Raw genomic sequence first — 19,042 nt, forward strand, 5'->3', positions numbered from 1 at the left:
TGAGCGGGACGTTGAAGACGACCGCCTGCAAACTGCCTTCCCGCTGCGTTGGCTTTGACCATCACCCACTCCGCCTCATTCGTGTCCGGAACCCGATTTTTGGCTTTACGTGGGCAAAATTCCCACTTAGACGAAACACGTCTACCTGGAGAGCTTCGAGCATGCAAGAGATTATCGCCGCCGGCGTGATCGTCGCGATTGTCGCACTCTGCGGTGGGTACCTCTGGGCAGTCGTTCGGAAGACCAGGACCGCAAACAGGCAACAGCGGAGATCGCGATAACGAAGATCGTCGGCGACCTCTCCGCAAGCACCCGTCATTGCGAGCGAAGCGAAGCACACGGTACCGCTTCGTCGCTTCGCTCCGCGCAATCAATGACGCGGATGGAATTGTCGCTGGACCTAGCGCAATGAGCCGAAGAACTTGCGTACCTCGGCGATGTACAGTTCGGGCTGCTCGAACGCGGCGAAGTGTCCGCCCTTCGGCATCTCGCTCCAGTGCTGGATGTTGGTAAAGCTCGCCGTCATCCATTTGCGCACCGGCGTGACGATCTCCTTGGGGAAGACGGCGACGCCGGTCGGCACCGTGATCGTGTGCGGCGTCCGCCGCTTCGGTCCGAAACTTTCCCAATAGAGACGCGCCGATGATGTCGCCGTCGCGGTGACCCAATAGAGCATCACGTTGTCGAGCAGCTCGTCCCTGCCGAGGATGTTTTCGGGATGCCCGTCGCAGTCGGTCCAGGCCCAGAATTTTTCCAGGATCCAGGCCGCCTGCCCGCTCGGAGAATCCGTCAGCGCATAGCCGAGCGTCTGCGGACGGGTCGACTGCTGCTTGGAATATCCGGAATCCCAGTCGGCATAGTATTTGATGCCTTCGAGCGCGCGGGTCTCCTCCGGCGTCGGCTGTCCCTCGACATTGGGCCGCGTCCCCATCGCCAGCGTGATGTGGATGCCGCCGCAATGCGCGGCATCCAGCGCGCCGATCGCCGTCGTGACCGCCGAGCCCCAATCACCACCTTGCGCGAAATAGCTGCCGTAGCCCAGCCGCTCCATCAGGACGGCCCAGGCCCTGGCGATGCGGTCGACGCCCCAGCCGGTCACGGCGGGCTTGGCGGAGAAGCCGAAGCCCGGCAGCGACGGGCACACCACATGGAACGCATCTTCGGCGTTGCCGCCATGCGCAGTCGGGTCGGTCAGTGGCTCGATCACCTTGTGGAATTCGACCACCGACCCCGGCCAGCCATGGGTGATGATCAGTGGCCTCGCCTCCGGATGCTTCGAGCGGACATGGATGAAGTGGATGTCGAGCCCGTCGATTTCGGTCGTGAACTGGCTGAAGCGATTGAGCTGCGCCTCGCGCGCGCGCCAGTCATAGTCCTCGGCCCAATAGCGGCAGACCTCCCTGATCCATTTGAGCGGCGCACCCTGACTCCAGTCGGAAACCAGTTCCGCCTCGGGCCAGCGCGTCCGGCGCAGCCGGGTACGGAGATCCTCGAGGACATCGTCGCTGACGGAAATGCGGAACGGGCTGACGGCGGTGGTCATGACTCCCCCTGGGTACGGAATTTGTTTCGGGGAAGATAGGGTTTGCGGGCGGGCCGATCAAACCGGCCCGGACATTACTTGCCGATCGCCAATTCCAGCAGCGACTGGGCCTGTCGGGTCGCTTCCGTGAACGCCGGCTGCTGGGCCGCCTGCTGGATGAAGCAGCGCTTGAACGCGTCGTCGCCCTGCTGGCGCAGGTCGCCGAGCCTGTCGTAGGCCTTCCGGTCGATCTGCTTGCGGCGGAGCTTTTCATCGGCCTCATCGGCTCGCTTGTTCAAGCCGGCGCGAAGGGTGTTGCAGGCGGCGACCTGCACCGCAGGCTCGATCGTGCCATAGGCAAGATAGAACTTGCCGCCCGCGACCGCGGCCACGAACACCTCGTCGGCCGCGTCAGGGGTCGCATCCTGGGTGCGGCCGGCCAGGAAGCCGTAGGCCAGGGTCGCCGAAGCCGGCCTGGCGATCGGAAGGTCGTGGAAATTGATCACGGCAGCATCGGTCGAAATCGCCTGGGTGTAGAGGTCTTCGAACCTCAGCGCCGCCTCGACCTGCTGCGGCACGTTCTTCTCGCCTTTGTCCCTCCACGCCTTGTGCTCGCGCAGCCAACGGATGAACAGGGGTTCGGTGGTGACGATGATATGCGCCTTCGGCTCGACATAGCTCCCGTCGGAGGCTTGGCCGACCTTTGCGCCGCCCTTGCCGGTCTCGGCCTCGAAGCGCAGGCCGTCGAGCAGGCCGAAGCCCATATCGCCTTTATATAGAGTGTCGAGGTTGATCTGGGCGGGCGCGTAGCCGGTGCGGGAGGGTTCGGACAGGATACCGGCCAGTTGCGCCTTGAGCTCGTCGCGCGCGGCGGTCTCGGCCTTGTCCAGGGCATCGTCGACTTTGCCGTCCTTCTCCTGCCTGGCGAATTTTGCGATCGCGGCGTCACGGGTCGCGATGTAACGGTCTTCCGGCGACGCTGCGTTGGCGTGCGGCAGGATCAGGATCGGGGCAAGGGCGAGGGCAAGTCGAATGAACAAATGCATGCCCTATGGTCGCCCATGGGGCATGCAAGGTTCAAGGTCACGGGGTACGTCAAACACTGCGCGCCGGCAGAGATCACTGCCGGCCGCGGTGTGCTCAAGGCGGCTGGTCAGGCCGCCTTGATCCGGTTTCCTGTCAGGCCGCCTCGATTCAGGCCGCCTTTGTTCAGGCCGCTTTGGCCTTTGCCACGTGGGTGGCAATCGCGTCCATCAGCGCCGGCGACAGGCAATCGTAGGGTTCGAGCCCGAGGTCCTTCAGACGCGACCTGATCCCGGCCATGTCGGCCGGCTTGACGCCGGACTCGATCACGGACGACACGAAGGCCGCAAATCCGGGAGCCGCCGAGCCGGATTCCTGGAACAGTTCGGGATGGATGAAGTCGAGGCCATAGAACGGATGGCCCTTGTTCTCGATCCGGCCGTACATGTGGGTGCCGCAGCCCTTGCAGGCGTGGCGCTGGATCACCGCGGCGGAGTCGACGATCTGCAGCTTGTCGCCGTTCTCGAGCACGGTGACGTTCTCGCGCGGCACGACCGCGACCACCGAGAAGATCGCGCCCGACGGCTTCCAGCACTTGGTGCAGCCGCAGGCGTGATTGTGGGCGACGTCGCCCTTGACGCCGACCTTGACCGGCTTGTCCGCGCATTTGCAGACCAGGGTGCCGCCGGCAAAGTGGCCCGAGCCCTGTTTGACGCCGTTGTCGACCGATGGGTGGATATGAACAGTCATTGGCCTATCCTCCTTAGTGCTTGGTGTTTTGATTTCAGAACACGACGACCGAGCGGATCGACTTGCCCTCGTGCATCAGGTCGAAGCCCTTGTTGATCTCCTCGAGCTTGAGCACGTGGGTGATCATCGGATCGATCTGGATCTTTCCGTTCATGTACCAGTCGACGATCTTCGGCACGTCCGTGCGGCCACGCGCGCCGCCGAAGGCGGTGCCCTTCCAGACCCGGCCGGTCACGAGCTGGAACGGCCGTGTCGCGATCTCCTTGCCGGATTCCGCAACGCCGATCACCACCGAGACGCCCCAGCCGCGATGACAGGCTTCCAGCGCCTGGCGCATCACGTTGGTGTTGCCGGTGCAGTCGAAGGTGAAGTCGGCACCGCCATCGGTCAGGCCGACCAGATGCTGGACGATGTCGCCGCCCACCTTGGTCGGATTGACGAAATGCGTCATGCCGAACTGGCGACCCCAATTGTCCTTTGAGTCGTTGATGTCGACCCCGATGATCTTGTCGGCGCCGACCATCTTGGCGCCCTGGATCACGTTGAGACCGATGCCGCCGAGGCCGAACACCACGACGTTGGCGCCCGGCGTCACCTTGGCGGTGTTGACGACAGCGCCGACGCCCGTCGTGACGCCGCAGCCGATGTAGCAGCTCTTGTCGAAGGGCGCGTCCTCGCGGATCTTCGCCACCGCGATTTCCGGCAGCACGGTGAAGTTCGAGAAGGTCGAGCAGCCCATGTAGTGAAATACCGTCTCGCCCTTGTACTTGAAGCGCGAGGTGCCGTCGGGCATCACGCCCTTGCCCTGGGTGGCGCGGATCGCCGTGCACAGATTGGTCTTCTGGCTCAGGCAGCTTTTGCACTGGCGGCATTCGGGGGTGTAGAGCGGGATCACGTGATCGCCCGGCTTGACCGACGTCACGCCCGCACCGACCTCACGCACGATGCCGGCGCCCTCGTGCCCGAGGATCGAGGGGAAGATGCCTTCGCTGTCGAAGCCGTCGAGCGTGTAGGCGTCGGTGTGGCAGATGCCGGTCGCCTTGATCTCGACCAGGACTTCGCCTGCCTTGGGCCCTTCCAGATCGAGCTCGACAATCTCGAGCGGCTTCTTGGCCTGGAATGCGACTGCGGCGCGCGTTTTCATTTTGGTCTCCACGAAACGTTGAACGGGTTGTCATCCGCGCCGGACGAACTCAATTCTTGTTGCCCATGCAGGCGTCTTCCGCCTTGGCATAGGCGTCGGATTTATCTTCATGCTTCGCCGGACGCACGCGCCCGACCGCATCAGTGGAACGGGCTCGCAGATAGACGTAGAGATCGTCCATGTAGCAGGCAACGTTCGGATTGTCGCCGAACGCCGGCATCACGTTCTCCTGCGACGTCGTGACGTTCTTGCGTCCGCTCGCGACCACGCCGAGAAAGTCGGCATAGTTCATGGTCTTCAACGAGTCCTTCAGCGCCGGCGCGTAGGTCGAGCCCATGCCATCAGGACCGTGACAGACATGGCACTCCGAGTGGTAACGGCGGTAGCCGGAATAGGTGTACCAATCCACGGTCCCGTCAGGTGCAATCTTGTAGGTCGGGTTACCGTCCTTATCGAGATATTTGCCATCCTCGGATTTGACCGCCGTCGGATCGCCCGGTGGTTCGGCGGAAGCAACTCTACCCATTGCCGCGAAGAGGATCGCAGCCGTCACAAGCCAGATAATACGCAAGAGCATGTCCTCGGAATTCGGTAGCAGGCGAACCGGCGCATGGATGGTCCATGCGCCGGAACGAGTGGGATCAGCTCACTGCGGCAGCGAGAACACGGTGAGTGTTCCGCCGAGCGCGGTGTAGTTGCTGAGAGCCGCATAACCACCGACGGCGCCGAGACCGGCGGTCGGATCGGTCAGGCCGGCCGCGAGGCCGATGCCTGCCCAACCACCGACACCCGACAACACGGCGACATACTGCTTGCCGCCCTGCTCATAGGTGTTGACGTTGCCGATGATGCCGGACGGGGTCTTGAACTTGTAGAGCTCCTTGCCCGTCTTGGCGTCGACCGCCTTCAGGTAACCTTCCAGCGTGCCGTAGAACACCACGCCGCCGGCGGTTGCGAGCGCACCCGACCAGACCGAGAACTGCTCCTTGTTCGACCAGGCGATCTTGCCGGTCTTGCCGTCCCAGGCGATGAAGTTGCCCATGTTGGTCTCGCCGGGAGGCGGATACATCGACAGCGTCGCGCCGACATAGGGCTGACCTGCGGTGTAGCTCACCTTGAACGGCTCGTAGTCCATGCAGACGTGGTTGGTCGGCACGTAGAACAGCTGGGTCTCCGGCGAATAGGCTGCCGGCTGCTCGTCCTTCGAACCAAGCGCCGCGGGGCAGATGCCCTTGACGTTGTGGTCCTCGCCCGCCTTGTCGGTCGACGCTGCATCAAGAACCTTCGGACGACCATAGGTCGGCGAGCTCTTGTTCATGTCGACGCCGGAGGTCCAGTTCACCTTCGGATCGTACTTCTCGGCAACCAGCAGCTCACCGGTGTCGCGATCGAGCGTATAGCCGAGGCCGTTACGATCGAAATGCGTCAGCAGCTTGCGCGCCTTGCCGTCCACGGTCTGATCCGAGAGGATCATCTCGTTGACGCCGTCATAGTCCCACTCGTCGTGGGGCGTCATCTGGTAGACCCACTTGGCGATGCCGGTGTCCGGGTTGCGTGCCCAGATGGTCATCGACCATTTGTTGTCACCCGGACGCTGCTTCGGATTCCAGGTCGAGGGATTGCCCGAGCCGTAATAGACCAGGTTCAGTTCGGGGTCGTAGGAGATCCAGCCCCAGGTGGCGCCGCCGCCGATCTTCCATTGATCGCCTTGCCAGGTCTTCAGGCTCGAATCCTTGCCGATCGGCTTGCCGAGATCGGTCGTCTTGTCGTCGACCAGGATCTGATCATCCGGACCTTCGGAATAGCCGCGCCAGACCTGCTTGCCGGTCTTGATGTCATAGGCGGTCATATGCGCTTGCACGCCGAACTCGCCGCCGGAGATGCCGATCAGCACCTTGTCCTTGACCACGAGCGGCGCCGAGGTGCCGGTCGCGCCCTTGGCGGGATCGCCGTCCTTCACCGACCACACGACCTGACCGGTCTTGGCATCGAGCGCAACCAGCGTGGTGTCGGCCTGATGCAGGAAGATCTTGCCGTCGCCGTAAGCGACGCCGCGATTGACGGTGTCGCAGCACATCACCGGAATGACGTTCGGATCCTGCTTGGGCTCGTACTTCCAGACGATCTGGTTGTCCTTGGAAAGGTCAAGAGCGTAGACCTTGTTCGGGAACGGCGTCGAGAAGTACATCATGTTCCCGATCACGAGCGGTCCACCCTCGTGACCACGCAACACGCCGGTCGAAAACGTCCAGGCGACCTGCAACTTTCCGACGTTCGACGCGTTGATCTGATTCAGCTTCGAATAGCGCTGATTGGCGTAGTCGCCGGACGGCATCACCCAGTCCTTCGGGTTCTGCGCCATCTTGTTGAGTTCGTCGTTGGCATTGGCGGCCCCGGCAGCGAACGCTGCCATGACGCCAAGACCGGTCGCGTAAAGCACCTTGCGCATCGTGGATTCCTCCCAGTGTTAAGAACTCAGGGTTTCCGTCGAAACGGCCCACTTCTTCCATTTTGGTACCTACCCGTACCTCGCCGGGCTCGCGACGACTTGCCCAATAGGGAAGAGCCGTTTGCTCGAAAGGGAAGCTTCGTCAGTTTTTTGAAAGGCTGCTCCATGCTGCAGGGCATCAATCGCCGACCTCGGCCGCTCGGTCGCCGATCCGGACGCGTCCCAACGTTGCGCTTGACGACGCCAGAACTAAGTCGGAGGATCGCCCGACTTTGACCGGGAAGAATTCCGCCGGCCCCCTCGGCATCGCCAAAATGAGGGAAAAGGCGCATAATTCCGGGCGCAACATTCGCAGTAGGCAGTCACGTTTGGGGATCGAATCGGTGGCTGGAAAGATGTCCGATACTGTCCATTCGCTCAGCACGACCGGATTGACGCCGAAGCGGCAGATCCAGCGCTGGTCAGATGCGCTGACTGACCTGTGCGGTCAGTTCGACGTCGACGCGCTGGAAGGATCCTCGCTCGAGGGACGGATCAACTACACGACCGTGTCGCGGCTCAAGCTGTGCCAGATCGAGGCAAGCCAGCACCGGATCGCGCACACGATCTCGCGCATCAGGCTGAGCGAGCATCCTTACATCAAGATCGTTTTCCAGACCCACGGCGTGTCGCATTTCGAGCAGGAAGGCCGCCACTTCGACATCATGCCCGGCGACTGCTTCGCCTATGACGTGTCCTGCCCGCACACGATCATCAGCCCGGCGCTGACCCGTCACGAGGTCGTCATCGTGCCGAAGGACCTGCTCAAGGAGCGCGGTTTCCAGCTCTCCAAGATGGCGCCGTGCAAGCTGTCGGCGCGCAACGGCACCGGCCGTATCGCCTACGACTTCGTGCATGCGGCGTTCGGCGAGGCGACCAGGCTTTCGCCGCTCAACGCCGTCGGCGTTGCCGATTCGCTGATCGACCTGCTGCTGCTGCCGCTGCGCGAGACCGGCGCGATGTTCGATCGCGGCAGCGCGGAGGCCACCTATGTGCGGGCCCAGGGCTTCATTCGCGAGCATCTGCGCGACCCCGACCTCTGCATCGACCGCATCTCGGCGGCGCTCGGCTGCTCGAAGCGCTATCTGCACATGCTGTTCAGCGATCGCGGCATGACGGTCAGCGACTACATCTGGCGGGCCCGGCTGCAGCACTGCCGGCAGGAGCTGGAAAACCAGACCGGCAAGACGATCACCGACGTCGCGTTCTCCTGGGGCTTCTCCAGCTCGTCGCATTTCAGCCGCGTGTTCCGGAAGTATTTCGGCATCGCGCCCTCCTCCGTCCACAAGGGTCAGCACGGCGGCATGCCGGCCGACGTGGTGCTGGAATAGCCGCTTCGCCCGGCGCACCGCGCCCGAACAGTCGCAATCATCCTCGTCTGGATCGCAGGTGCGCTGGATTTGGGCTGTCCACGCCTGATGAGTGCGATTGAATTAGAACGTCGCCTTCATGCCGACATAGAACGCGCGCGGCCGTGCCGGGCTGAGCGAACGCGGGTCCGAAAAGGCCTGCCCGTTGGTGAAGTTCGGCAACGCGTCGGTCTGGAAGAAGGTGCCCCAGGTCGAATAGCGGTTGTCGAAGATGTTATCGATCCGGCCGAAGATCTGGTACGTCTTGTCGATCTGATACGAGGCGTGCGCGTTGAACACGGCATAGGACGGCAGCTTCGAGAACTGGTTGGACTCGTCGCCGACGAAATACTGGCTGCTGACCCACAGCGCATCGCCGCCGATCTTGAACGCATCGGTCACGTTATAGTCGAAACCAGCCTTGATGCGGTGACGCGGAATGCCCGGGATCTGGTTGCCCGGCGAGATCTGGATGTTGCCATTGGCATCGGCGAACGGGCTGTTCGAGCCGACCGTGAGCGAATCCAGGAACCGCGCATCGATGAAGGCGTAGCTGGCATAGACCTGCAACGCCTTCGATTTCACGTCGATCTCGGCCTCGAACCCCTGCCGGCGCGTCGAACCGACGTTCTGGTAATAGCCGAAACCCTGCAACACCGGGCTTGCGATGGCCAGGATGTCATCGGTGTTGGTGGCGCGGAAGCCGCCGAGCTTCCAGCTCAGGGTCCCGATATTGAGCTCCTTTGATCCGCGCAGACCCGCCTCGAAGGTGTGCGACACCACCTGCTTGAGGTCCGGGTCGGAGACCAGGAAGGTGGCGATCGTGCAGGGATTGGCGGGGTCCGCGCAGCTCAATTCAAGCGGCGTGGGCGCACGGTTGGCTTCCGAATAGCCGCCGTACAAGGTCACATCGCGGGTGATCTTGTAGGTGCCGCCGATCATCGGGTTGAAGCGATCGTACTCATGATTGCCGTTGAGCGCCGTCCCGAGCTGGTCCTGAAGCGAGATGTTGGCCGTATTGAAGCGGCCGCCGCCGCTGATCGAGAGGCGGTCGGTGACGTCGAAGGTGTCGAGTGCATAGAGGCCGAAATACTGGTTGGTGGCGCGCAGCGACACCGGCCCGTCCGTCACCGGCGAGCCTGACGGCCCGAGGAAAATGCCGCTGCCGGTCATCACGTAATCCGGACCAAAGGTGCCGAGTTCGGCACTGGCGTTGAACCAGGTGACGCTGGTGTCGAGGCTGGTGCCGACCGTGAAGCGATTGTCGTGACCGAACAGCTTGTCGTCGTTGGTTGCCTGCAGCGAGAGCCCGGCCGTCGTGGATCGCGTCGACGTCCGGTCGTTTTCGCCGAGGAACGAACCGTCGGGGAACGGATTGCTGAGCTGCACGCCGTTCAGGCCGAAGGCCGGTGTCGAGCTGTCGCCGAAGCAGAGCAGCGTCGGGTCGTCGCAGGGCTGGGTGCCGGTCGGGTTGGCGTCCTCCGTACTCTGCTTGAAGAACCGCAGATGCGCGGCGCCCTCGATGGTCCAGGTGGGCGTCGCCTCGACCTTGCCGGTCAGGTTGAAATAGCCGACCTGGTTGTGCGAGGTCTGCGGCGTGGTGTAGGTCGCGCCCCAATAGTTCTGCAGCAGTTCCGCAGGCACGGTCGCCGTGGCGCCGAATTTGTTATCGGCGGCGCCCATGTTGAGGTGGAACTCGCTGACATCGTTCCGATAGGCGACGTCACCGTAGAAGCGGCGGATGTCGGACTGCGAGAAATTGCGGAAGCCGTCGTCGTGGATCCCCTCGAGGGCGCCGTAGACGGCATAATTGTTGTCGATCTGCTTGCCCCACTGCCCCGAGCCCTGGATGCGGCCGAACGAGCCGCCCATCACGCTCAGCTCGGTGCCATGGTAGCTGAAGCCGTCCTTCATCTGGACGTCGACGGCGCCGCCGAGGGCATTCAATCCGAACGCGGGATTGTTGGTCACGACGGCGACCGACTTGATCGCCAGGGTCGGGATCAGGTCCCAGTTGATGGTGTCGCCGAACGCCTCGTTGATGCGGACGCCGTTTTGGTAGACCGCAAGGCCCTGCGGCGTCCCCGACACCGGAGAGGCCACGAAGCCGCGGAACTCCAGGTTTGGCGTGAATGGATTGCCGGAGACCTCGCTGATGTTGACCGAAGGCACGCTCTGCAGCAACGCGTCCGTGATATTGGGCGAGCCGGTTCGCTCGATCTGCTTGCTGTCGACGACATTGACGCTGGCCGGGACCTTGTCGGCGTCGATATCCGACGCCGAGCCGGCGGTGGCTGCAGGCGCGGTCGGTATGATGACCCTGGGCCGGGGACGGACGATACGGGTTGCCTCCCTGGAGCGTCCCCGCTTGGCCCCCTCGGCGGGCGCCGTGACCTCGACCGGCGGCAGAGTCTCAACATGCTCCGAGCCGCCTTGAGCAAGGGCCGTCTCATGTCCGACGACCGCGCCCGCCGCGATCGACGCGAGCACAACAAACCGCACGCCACCCATCTGTCCACCCATCGCGTCCGGCCTTGTCGATCCCCGCCGGCTCGTGAAGCGATACTAGTGAGCAGGTTGTGCGCGGCGCCAGCTTTAAGTGTTCCCGAAAGACTCGGGAAGAATTCCCGGTCGATGCCGGCGGCATGGCGGCCTAGGGTTGCATCGCCTTGGGAACGAACGCCTCGACCGTCACGCCGTCATCGCCGGAATTGACGCTGATCGTGCCGCCAAGCGCGAGGATTCGCTCACGCATCCCGGTCAAGCCGCGGCCGAGCTGGTGATCGGACCGCAGGCCGCGCCCGTTGTCGCTGACGCGCACCAGGGCGCAGCCGCGGCTGTCATGCACGCCGGTCTGCCGCTCCGCAGGCTCCACGGTGATGTGGACCGCAGTCGCGTCGGCATGCCGGAAGACATTGGTGAGCGCCTCCTGCACGATGCGGTAGATCGTGAGATCGGCAGTCTCGCCGGTGTCGCCGAGCGCGCCCGAAATGCTGCTCTCGATCTCGACCTCGGGATGAGTCTCGCTCCATAATCGAACCAGTGCACCGAGTGCCTCGCGCAGCCCGAGCTCGGCAAGGCCAACGGGCCGCAATCGTTCGAGAATGCGGCGGGTGAATTGCTGGAGCGCGTTGACCTGCTCGAGGATGGCGTTGCCGTGCCTGCGCAGCGCCGCGGGATCGGGACTGTGGACTTCGGACAATCGCGTCAAAGCACCGGCATGCGCACGCAACGCGAACAGATAGGGCCCGAACTCGTCGTGCAGCTCGCGCGCGACCTCCTTGCGCTCGGAATCCTGCAGCGACACGGCGCGCTCGGCGAGGCGCCGCTTGCTCTCCACCGCCTCGCCCAGGGTGGCGGCCAAATGGTTCAACTTGGCACAGATCGCGGCAAGTTCGGGCGAGCCGCCGGGCTCGACGCGGGCATCGTAGAAGCCCGCCTCGATGTTGGTCATGGCCTGCGACAGTGCCTCCAGCGGCGCAAGCGCGCGGCCGACCACCAGCATGGTCACGAGAAACAGCGCGACCGCGATCGCGGAGCCGACCTCGAGCTGGGTCACGATGCCGTCCCATATCTCGGCCATCTCGTCGTCGGGATGCGAGGTGATGAGCAGCGACTGCGCCTCGCCGCGAATCGAGATCGGGACCCGCACCGAGGTCTGCTCGGGATGCACCAGCGCGACGAACCATGCCGGCGGGGCGCGCTGATCGCCGGCCTCCTCGCGAGCTTCGCGCGCCCTCGCGGTCACGTCATCCTGCCTGGTGATGCTGACGTGGCGCAGCCGGGTCAGGTCCTGGACGATCTGGTCGAGCCGCGCATCCGGATCCGGCGCCTCCTTGAGACCGGCAACGATCGTCTCGACGAACTCGCGGGCAAGGCGGATCACGCTCTGGTCTTCGGCCTGGACGCGCGGCCCGGCTTCCAGCACCAGCCGCGCAATATTGATGCCGAGCCCCAGCGCCAGGATCAGCGCCAGCAGCAGGTTGATGCGCGCGCGCAGGGATAGTTTTCGCCACATTGCGTTGCCCCGGACCGTGAGGTCCTCCTCCCAGAGGATCGTTGACAGCCAAATTCGGCCGGCTATCTAATCGCAGCCTACTGCAATCTTGCGCGTGGTGCACAACCGGTTCCACCTCACATCGCGCGCGACGGTGCGATGATGAATGGATCGAAGCAGGTCGACGGGACAACGCCATGCGCATTCTGATCGTGGATGATCATCCCATCGTCGCCTCGGGCTGCCGCACCGTGTTCGCCGACGAACCCGAGATCGTCCTGCTCGAGGCGGCCGATGCCGAGAGCGGCGAGCGGGCCTTCGTTGCCGAGAAGCCCGACGTCTGCGTGATCGACATCAACCTGCCGACAGTGTCGGGATTCGAGTTGGCCCGCCGCATCCTGGCGCGGGACGCCGCCGCACGCATCATCATGTTCAGCATGAACGACGACCCGGTGTTCGCTGCCCGCGCCATCGATATTGGCGCCAAGGGCTACGTTTCGAAGACGGGCGACCCGAACGACCTCGTGGAGGCGATCCGCGAGGTCGGCAATGGCGGCGTCTATCTGCCGCCTGCGATCGCGCGCAGCGTCGCCTTCGCGCGGCCGTCCTTCGCGCAGAACCCGCTGTCGAAGCTGACCTCGCGCGAGATGGAGATCCTGCGCCTGCTCAGTTCCGGCAAGAGCCTGTCGGAGATCGCCTGGCTCGTTCATTCCTCCTACAAGACTGTCGCAAACACGTCATCGATCATGCGCCAAAAGCTCGGCGTGCGGACATCGGCGGAGCTCGTGCGATTGGCGATCGAGAGCGGCGTCGCCTGACGCCTAACCCATTATCCAGGATCACGACGATGCAGACTGTTTCCCAGAACAAATCCCATGGCGGCGTCCAGGGTGTGTATCGGCACCAGAGCCGCGAGACCAGGACCGACATGACTTTCTCGGTCTTCGTGCCGGAGCATTCGGCCGGCGCGAAGCTGCCGGTCGTCACCTATCTCTCCGGCCTGACCTGCACCCACGCCAATGTCACCGAGAAAGGTGAGTTCCGCGCGGCGTGCGCCGAGCTCGGGCTGATCTTCGTTGCTCCCGACACCAGCCCGCGCGGCGAAGGCGTGCCCGGCGATCCCGCCAATTCGTATGATTTCGGGCTTGGCGCCGGCTTCTATGTCGACGCCACCGAAGAGCCATTTGCTCGCAACTATCGCATGTGGAGCTACGTCACCGGGGAATTGCCTGACCTGATCACCGAGCATTTCCCCGTCGACGGCAAGCGGCAATCGATCCTCGGCCACTCCATGGGCGGCCATGGTGCGCTGACGGTGGCGCTGCGCCATCCCGATCGCTATCGCGCGGCGAGCGCCTTTGCGCCGATCGTGGCCCCCTCGCAGGTGCCATGGGGCAACAAGGCGCTCGGCGGCTACCTCGGCGGCAACAAGGCCGCCTGGCGAAAACATGACGCGGTCGCGCTGATCGAGGATGGCGCGCGTTTCTCCGGGTTGCTCGTCGACTACGGCGACGCCGACCAGTTCCTCGCCGAGCAGCTGCGGCCCGAACTGCTGAAGAGCGCGTGCGAGAAGGCCAACATCCCCCTCACCTTGCGGCGCCAGCCGGGTTACGACCACAGCTACTACTTCATCTCGACCTTCATGGCCGATCATCTGCGCTGGCACGCGGCGCGACTGAAGGGCTGATCTATTGCGGCTGATTTACTGCGGCTGCGGCGCGCCGTAATTCGGCGCGAGCAGCCGATTGCGCACGAGATAGCCGGTGGCGCGCGCCCAGGATTCGTCGGTGTTGCCGCGCATGTCGGCGCTCGCCGCCGCGAGCAATTGCCCGCTATGCACGTCGCGCAGATAGAGATTGATGTTGAGGATGAGGTTGGAGACCTTCTGGACCACGCCGGTGATCTCGAGATCGGCACCGAGCTCGCCCGCCAGTTTCAGGTCGCAGCCGCCGCAGGCCTGAAGATTGCTGCCATGCGCCGCAGCATTGACGGGCGCGATGTCGAGAACGCGGAACTTGCCCGACTCACCCAGCTCCTTCCGAACCTGATCACCGACATGCATGAGACGCGCCTGCTCGTCAGCCCGCGGCCCGCTGACTTCACCCTGCAGGCTGGTATCGATCATCTCGAGATCGAACACCGCAAGCTTCGGCGGTTCGGCACGGGCGGTTGCCGACATCAGCAACAAGGGAACGACGAGGATCAGCAACGATCTCATGATTGTGAACCGGACGAAATTTGTAACCTCACGACGGCCGAAGGCAGGGGTTGCAAGCTAGGGCAATTCAGTCATCTTGCAAGCCAAGAGAAGGATGATGTGACGGGAGGAGTCATGTTGCGATGGCTGATCGGCACGATTGCGTTCGGCATGATCGCCTCCCGGGCGCTCGCTGCCGATCCGGTCGAAATCCATATCGGCTATCTCGGCCATGCCGGCGTCAAGTCGACGCTGTCGCTGGTCGAACAACCCGCCGACAATGACGGCCTCGCCGGCGCCCGCCTTGCGCTCGAGGACAACAATACGACCGGCAAGTTCCTCAACCAGCACTTCGTCCTCGATGAGGTCAGGCTGAAGGACGGCGACGACGTCGCCAAGGCCGCGAGCGATCTCGCCGGCCGCGACGATTACATCATCACCGACCTGCCGGCCGACGCGCTGCTCAAGGTCGCCGACACCTTGCGCGATCGGGGCACGCTGCTGCTCAATGCCGGCGCGATCGACGACCGGCTGCGCGAGCAGGACTGCCGCGCCAACGTCATCCACGTCGCGCCGACCCGCACGATGCTTGCGGACGCGCTCGCGCAATACCTGATCTGGAAGCAGTGGAAGCGCTGGCTCCTGGTGGTCGGCTCACATGATCCGGACAAGCTTTACGCCGACGCGCTGCGCCGCGCGGCCACGCGCTTCGGCGCCAAGATCGTCCAGGAACGCACCTTCGAGGATACCGGCGGCGCGCGCCGTACCGACTCTGGCGTGACCTTGATCCAGCGCCAGATGCCGGTGTTCACACAGCAGGCGCCGGCCTATGACGTGCTCGTCGCGGCCGACGAGAGTCAGGTGTTCGCGGACTATCTGCCCTACCGGACCTGGGATCCGCGACCGGTGGCCGGCTCGGCCGGCCTGGTGCCGACGAGCTGGGACGCGGCCCATGACCAGTGGGGTGCGATCCAGATCCAGAACCGTTTCGCGAAACTGAACATGCGGCACATGACTGCGCTCGACATGCAGGCCTGGACCGCGGCGCGCATGATCGGAGAAGCAACCTCGCGCACCAATTCGGGCGACCCGAAGAAGGTCGTCCCCTTCATCAAGAGCCCGGGCTTCTCGGTCGCCGCCTTCAAGGGCACGCGGCTGACCTTGCGGGACTGGAATTGGCAGCTCCGCCAGCCGATCCTGCTGTCCGACGGGCGCATGGTCGTCTCGGTCTCGCCGCAGGAGGGCTTCCTGCATCAGGTCTCCGAGCTCGACACGCTCGGTGTTGACCGGCCCGAGACGAAATGCAAGCTGCAGTGAGGGAGAACCAGGGAATGTGGCGCCGTTGTCTGCTCGCTGGAATGTTCGCGTGGCTCGCCGCGATGGCGCCGGCATCTGCATTCGTAGCCTATGTCTCCAACGAGAAGGGCAACACCGTCTCGGTGATCGACTCCGACAGCTGGACCGTGACCAAGACCATCAAGGTCGGCCAGCGGCCGCGCGGAATCGAGTTCTCGCGCGACGGCAAGTTCGTGTGGGTGGCGGTCGGCGATGACGACACCATCCAGGTGATCGACACCAAGACCCAGGAAATCGTCGACACCCTGCCCTCCGGTCCCGACCCCGAGCTGTTCACCCAGGATGCCGCGGGCAAGACCATGTATGTCGCCAACGAGAACGACAATACGGTCACCGTGATCGATCTGGCGACGCGGGCGCGGGTCGGCGACATCCAGGTGGGTGTCGAGCCCGAGGGCATGGCGGTCAGCCCGGACGGCAAGATCCTGATCAACACGTCCGAGACCACCAACATGGCGCATTTCATCGACACCGCGACGCGCAAGATCGTCGCCAACGTGCTGGTCGATTCGCGGCCGCGGTTCGCCGCGTTCAAGCGCGACGGTTCCGAATTGTGGGTCTCGTCCGAGATCGGCGGAACGGTGTCGATCATCGATCCCGTCAAGCATGAGGTGACCGGCAAGATCAATTTCGAGATTCCGGGCCTGCGCAGCGAGGCGATCCAGCCGGTCGGCATCGGCATGACGAGGGACGGCAAGACTGCGTTTGTCGCACTCGGCCCGGCCAACCGCGTCGCGGTCGTCGACGGCGCGACGCACAAGGTCATCAAATATCTGCTCGTGGGCCAGCGGGTCTGGCACATGGATTTCACGCCCGACGAAAAATACCTGCTGGTCACCAACGGCGTCTCCAACGACGTCTCGGTGATCGACGTCGCCGCCCAGAAGGTGATCAAGACCATCCAGGTCGGTGAGTTACCCTGGGGAATCACGATCGCGCCCCAATGACCGCAACCGACGCACATATCGCGAGCCAACCGTTGCCGGACGCCGCTCCCGCCGGGCAGCCGGCGCTGTCGATCGGCAATGTCAGCCACAGCTATGGTCCGCGCCGCGCGCTGATCGATGTCGACTTCACCGTCGCGCCGGCGAGCTTCACTGCGCTGCTCGGCCTCAACGGTGCGGGAAAGAGCACGCTGTTCTCGCTGGTGACGCGGCTGTTCGGCATCCAGACCGGCCGGATCAGCATCTTCGGCCACGACATCAGCCGCGCGCCGGGCGAGGCGCTCCGGCTGCTTGGCGTCGTGTTCCAGCCGCGAACGCTCGATCTCGACCTCTCGCTGACGCAGAACCTGCTCTATCACGCCGCGCTGCACGGCATCTCGCGGCGCGAGGCGCGGTTGCGCTCTGCCGAAGTGCTGGACCGCATCAAGCTTGCCGACCGCGCCGCCAGCAAGGTGCGCGACCTCTCCGGCGGCCAGATGCGGCGGCTCGAGATCGCCCGCGCGCTGCTGCACCGGCCGCGCCTGCTGCTGCTCGATGAAGCTACCGTCGGCCTCGACGTCAAGGCGCGTGCCGACATCCTCGACCATGTCCGCCAGCTCGTCACCGAGCAGGGCATCGGCGTGCTCTGGGCGACGCATCTGTTCGACGAGATCATGCCGAGCGACGACCTCGTCGTGCTGCATCAGGGCCGCATGCTCGCGCATGGCAAGGTGTCGCGCGTGATCGCCGAGGCCGGTGCCCAGGACGTCAACACCGCCTTCATGCGCCTGACCGGGACGGCGACACTCAACGGGAAGCCGGCATGACCAGCACGACCGCCACACCAGCGCGAACCGGCTTCTCGCCGTCGGAATACATCGTCTGCCTGAACGGCATCGTCTGGCGCGAGGCGCTGCGCTTCCTGCATCAGCGCGAGCGCTTCGTCTCGGCGCTGGTCAGGCCGCTGGTCTGGCTGTTCATCTTTGCCGCCGGCTTCCGCCAGGTGCTCGGCATCTCGATCATCCCGCCCTACGAGACCTACATCCTCTACGAGGTCTATATCGCGCCGGGCCTGATGGCGATGATCCAGCTCTTCAACGGCATGCAGTCCTCGCTCTCGATGGTCTACGACCGCGAGATGGGCAACATGCGCACGCTGCTGGTGAGCCCGCTGCCGCGCGGCTATCTCCTGTTCTGCAAGCTGCTGGCCGGCACCGCCGTCTCGCTGCTCCAGGTCTATGCATTCCTGGTGATCGCGTGGTTCTGGGACATCGCACCGCCGACGATCGGCTATCTGACGGTGTTGCCGGCGCTTGTGCTGTCCGGCCTGATGCTCGGCGCATTGGGCATGCTGATCTCATCGGGCATCAAGCAGCTCGAGAATTTCGCCGGCGTGATGAACTTTGTGATCTTTCCGATGTTCTTTGCATCGTCGGCCCTCTACCCGCTCTGGCGGGTGCAGGAAGGCAGCCCGATGCTTTATTATGTCTGCCAGTGCAATCCCTTCACGCATGCGGTGGAACTGATCCGCTTTGCGCTCTATGGCAAGATGAACTGGGTCTCGCTCGCGGTCGTCGGGGGCTGCACGGTGGTCTTCATGGCCGGTGCGATCCTGGCTTACGATCCATCGCGCGGCCTGGTGCGCCGCGGCCCCGGCGGAGGTGAAGCATGATCACAGCCTGGCGGATCGCAATCGGCGCGGCGTTCGCTGTCGCACTGTCGAACCAGCCGGCGCGGGCCGCGGATCCGCGCTATCCGGATTGGCCTTGCGCGCAGGCCAAGGTGCCCGAGATCTCGGTGGCTGCCGTCTGGGCCGGGCCGCCGCTCGGCGACGCCGCAAACCAGTGGAAGGACGATCCGAAGATCAACGCGCTGGTGACGAAGGTCGCGGCGCGCCGCCTTCCGCTGGAGGACGCCGAAAAGGAGATCGCCGGCTTCCTGTCGGCTGCGGCGGCGAACAAGGCGACTGCAGGAAAGCTGCTGTTTGCCGGCCTGTTCGACACACTCAACGCACAGCGTGCCTCGGTCATGAACGGGCTCGAGCGCGTGATGCGCAAGCAGCGCGAGGCCGCGGAGAAGATCCGCTCCGATACGGTCGCGCTGCAGGCGCTGCAGGACGCGACGCCCCCCGATCAGGCCAAGGTCGACGAGCTCGGCAATCAACTGGTCTGGGAAACGCGGATTTTCGAGGACCGCCGCCGCGTGGTCAAATTCGTCTGCGAGGTGCCGACCACCATCGACCAGCGCCTGTTCGCACTGAGCCGCGCGATCCAGCAGGAACTCGACTGATCCT

At 64.2% G+C, this 19,042-nt stretch carries 17 protein-coding genes; 8 read left to right on the forward strand and 9 right to left on the reverse strand.

Going from position 1 to position 19,042, the window contains the following annotated elements:
• Positions 1–400 precede the first annotated feature (400 nt).
• From JQ586_RS19650 to xoxF5, 6 genes are all read right to left on the reverse strand, one after another.
• Positions 401–1,543 carry an epoxide hydrolase family protein gene (locus JQ586_RS19650; protein WP_212396256.1) on the reverse strand — a complete coding sequence of 381 codons (1,143 nt, stop codon included), beginning with the start codon at positions 1,541–1,543 and terminating at the stop codon, positions 401–403.
• A 74-nt stretch (positions 1,544–1,617) separates the two neighbouring features.
• On the reverse strand, positions 1,618–2,568 hold the full coding sequence (locus JQ586_RS19655) for a hypothetical protein (RefSeq protein WP_212396257.1): 951 nt from the start codon (positions 2,566–2,568) through the stop codon (positions 1,618–1,620).
• Between the two features lie 163 nt (positions 2,569–2,731).
• Positions 2,732–3,295 (reverse strand): S-(hydroxymethyl)glutathione synthase, encoded by a 564-nt coding sequence (gene gfa, locus JQ586_RS19660; RefSeq protein ID WP_212396258.1) that lies wholly within the window; start codon positions 3,293–3,295, stop codon positions 2,732–2,734.
• 34 nt (positions 3,296–3,329) lie between these two features.
• Positions 3,330–4,439 (reverse strand): S-(hydroxymethyl)glutathione dehydrogenase/class III alcohol dehydrogenase, encoded by a 1,110-nt coding sequence (locus JQ586_RS19665; protein ID WP_212396259.1) that lies wholly within the window; start codon positions 4,437–4,439, stop codon positions 3,330–3,332.
• A gap of 49 nt (positions 4,440–4,488) precedes the next feature.
• Positions 4,489–4,965 (reverse strand): c-type cytochrome, methanol metabolism-related, encoded by a 477-nt coding sequence (locus JQ586_RS19670; protein WP_249147813.1) that lies wholly within the window; start codon positions 4,963–4,965, stop codon positions 4,489–4,491.
• A gap of 120 nt (positions 4,966–5,085) precedes the next feature.
• Entirely contained in the window at positions 5,086–6,888 is a 1,803-nt protein-coding gene (xoxF5, locus tag JQ586_RS19675; protein ID WP_212396261.1) for a lanthanide-dependent methanol dehydrogenase XoxF5, read from the reverse strand.
• A gap of 395 nt (positions 6,889–7,283) precedes the next feature.
• Here xoxF5 and JQ586_RS19680 point away from each other — a divergent pair, with 395 nt between their 5' ends.
• The gene (locus tag JQ586_RS19680; RefSeq protein ID WP_212396262.1) at positions 7,284–8,258 is read left to right on the forward strand and encodes a helix-turn-helix domain-containing protein; all 975 of its coding nucleotides are present in this window, start codon (positions 7,284–7,286) and stop codon (positions 8,256–8,258) included.
• A 102-nt stretch (positions 8,259–8,360) separates the two neighbouring features.
• Here JQ586_RS19680 and JQ586_RS19685 read toward each other — a convergent pair whose 3' ends face one another.
• Positions 8,361–10,799 carry a TonB-dependent receptor gene (locus tag JQ586_RS19685; RefSeq protein ID WP_212396263.1) on the reverse strand — a complete coding sequence of 813 codons (2,439 nt, stop codon included), beginning with the start codon at positions 10,797–10,799 and terminating at the stop codon, positions 8,361–8,363.
• A 130-nt stretch (positions 10,800–10,929) separates the two neighbouring features.
• Positions 10,930–12,294 carry a histidine kinase gene (locus tag JQ586_RS19690; RefSeq protein ID WP_212396264.1) on the reverse strand — a complete coding sequence of 455 codons (1,365 nt, stop codon included), beginning with the start codon at positions 12,292–12,294 and terminating at the stop codon, positions 10,930–10,932.
• Positions 12,295–12,470: 176 nt separating this feature from the next.
• On the opposite strand from JQ586_RS19690, the gene JQ586_RS19695 reads away from it, so the two are divergent.
• Positions 12,471–13,091, forward strand: coding sequence for a response regulator transcription factor (locus tag JQ586_RS19695; protein WP_212396265.1), 621 nt, complete (start codon positions 12,471–12,473; stop codon positions 13,089–13,091).
• A 29-nt stretch (positions 13,092–13,120) separates the two neighbouring features.
• The gene (fghA, locus tag JQ586_RS19700) at positions 13,121–13,960 is read left to right on the forward strand and encodes an S-formylglutathione hydrolase (protein ID WP_212396266.1); all 840 of its coding nucleotides are present in this window, start codon (positions 13,121–13,123) and stop codon (positions 13,958–13,960) included.
• A 15-nt stretch (positions 13,961–13,975) separates the two neighbouring features.
• Here the strand turns inward: fghA and JQ586_RS19705 are convergent, their stop codons facing one another.
• Positions 13,976–14,491, reverse strand: coding sequence for a DUF3280 domain-containing protein (locus JQ586_RS19705; RefSeq protein ID WP_249147793.1), 516 nt, complete (start codon positions 14,489–14,491; stop codon positions 13,976–13,978).
• A gap of 114 nt (positions 14,492–14,605) precedes the next feature.
• On the opposite strand from JQ586_RS19705, the gene JQ586_RS19710 reads away from it, so the two are divergent.
• From JQ586_RS19710 to JQ586_RS19730, 5 genes are read left to right on the forward strand one after another with little or no spacing between them, the layout of a single operon-like run.
• On the forward strand, positions 14,606–15,787 hold the full coding sequence (locus JQ586_RS19710; protein ID WP_212396267.1) for an ABC transporter substrate-binding protein: 1,182 nt from the start codon (positions 14,606–14,608) through the stop codon (positions 15,785–15,787).
• 14 nt (positions 15,788–15,801) lie between these two features.
• Positions 15,802–16,773 carry a YVTN family beta-propeller repeat protein gene (locus JQ586_RS19715; RefSeq protein ID WP_212396268.1) on the forward strand — a complete coding sequence of 324 codons (972 nt, stop codon included), beginning with the start codon at positions 15,802–15,804 and terminating at the stop codon, positions 16,771–16,773.
• On the forward strand, positions 16,770–17,576 hold the full coding sequence (locus JQ586_RS19720; protein WP_249147795.1) for an ABC transporter ATP-binding protein: 807 nt from the start codon (positions 16,770–16,772) through the stop codon (positions 17,574–17,576). Before JQ586_RS19715 ends, JQ586_RS19720 begins: the two co-directional genes overlap by 4 nt.
• The gene (locus JQ586_RS19725; RefSeq protein WP_212396269.1) at positions 17,573–18,421 is read left to right on the forward strand and encodes an ABC transporter permease; all 849 of its coding nucleotides are present in this window, start codon (positions 17,573–17,575) and stop codon (positions 18,419–18,421) included. Before JQ586_RS19720 ends, JQ586_RS19725 begins: the two co-directional genes overlap by 4 nt.
• Complete coding sequence (locus JQ586_RS19730) at positions 18,418–19,038, forward strand: hypothetical protein (protein WP_249147796.1); 621 nt, start codon at positions 18,418–18,420, stop codon at positions 19,036–19,038. The genes JQ586_RS19725 and JQ586_RS19730 overlap by 4 nt, the downstream gene beginning before the upstream one ends.
• Positions 19,039–19,042: the final 4 nt, after the last annotated feature.

Origin of the sequence: Bradyrhizobium jicamae (assembly GCF_018130215.1) — a bacterium.
GTDB lineage: Bacteria > Pseudomonadota > Alphaproteobacteria > Rhizobiales > Xanthobacteraceae > Bradyrhizobium > Bradyrhizobium jicamae_A.

Excerpts from the sequence above, each read along its gene's own strand:
- JQ586_RS19650 (WP_212396256.1), bottom strand. The coding sequence starts at position 1,543 with ATGACCACCGCCGTCAGCCCGTTCCGCATTTCCGTCAGCGACGATGTC.
- JQ586_RS19655 (WP_212396257.1), bottom strand. The coding sequence starts at position 2,568 with ATGCATTTGTTCATTCGACTTGCCCTCGCCCTTGCCCCGATCCTGATC.
- gfa (WP_212396258.1), bottom strand. The coding sequence starts at position 3,295 with ATGACTGTTCATATCCACCCATCGGTCGACAACGGCGTCAAACAGGGC.
- JQ586_RS19665 (WP_212396259.1), bottom strand. The coding sequence starts at position 4,439 with ATGAAAACGCGCGCCGCAGTCGCATTCCAGGCCAAGAAGCCGCTCGAG.
- JQ586_RS19670 (WP_249147813.1), bottom strand. The coding sequence starts at position 4,965 with ATGGGTAGAGTTGCTTCCGCCGAACCACCGGGCGATCCGACGGCGGTC.
- xoxF5 (WP_212396261.1), bottom strand. The coding sequence starts at position 6,888 with ATGCGCAAGGTGCTTTACGCGACCGGTCTTGGCGTCATGGCAGCGTTC.
- JQ586_RS19680 (WP_212396262.1), top strand. The coding sequence starts at position 7,284 with ATGTCCGATACTGTCCATTCGCTCAGCACGACCGGATTGACGCCGAAG.
- JQ586_RS19685 (WP_212396263.1), bottom strand. The coding sequence starts at position 10,799 with ATGGGTGGACAGATGGGTGGCGTGCGGTTTGTTGTGCTCGCGTCGATC.
- JQ586_RS19690 (WP_212396264.1), bottom strand. The coding sequence starts at position 12,294 with ATGTGGCGAAAACTATCCCTGCGCGCGCGCATCAACCTGCTGCTGGCG.
- JQ586_RS19695 (WP_212396265.1), top strand. The coding sequence starts at position 12,471 with ATGCGCATTCTGATCGTGGATGATCATCCCATCGTCGCCTCGGGCTGC.
- fghA (WP_212396266.1), top strand. The coding sequence starts at position 13,121 with ATGCAGACTGTTTCCCAGAACAAATCCCATGGCGGCGTCCAGGGTGTG.
- JQ586_RS19705 (WP_249147793.1), bottom strand. The coding sequence starts at position 14,491 with ATGAGATCGTTGCTGATCCTCGTCGTTCCCTTGTTGCTGATGTCGGCA.
- JQ586_RS19710 (WP_212396267.1), top strand. The coding sequence starts at position 14,606 with ATGTTGCGATGGCTGATCGGCACGATTGCGTTCGGCATGATCGCCTCC.
- JQ586_RS19715 (WP_212396268.1), top strand. The coding sequence starts at position 15,802 with ATGTGGCGCCGTTGTCTGCTCGCTGGAATGTTCGCGTGGCTCGCCGCG.
- JQ586_RS19720 (WP_249147795.1), top strand. The coding sequence starts at position 16,770 with ATGACCGCAACCGACGCACATATCGCGAGCCAACCGTTGCCGGACGCC.
- JQ586_RS19725 (WP_212396269.1), top strand. The coding sequence starts at position 17,573 with ATGACCAGCACGACCGCCACACCAGCGCGAACCGGCTTCTCGCCGTCG.
- JQ586_RS19730 (WP_249147796.1), top strand. The coding sequence starts at position 18,418 with ATGATCACAGCCTGGCGGATCGCAATCGGCGCGGCGTTCGCTGTCGCA.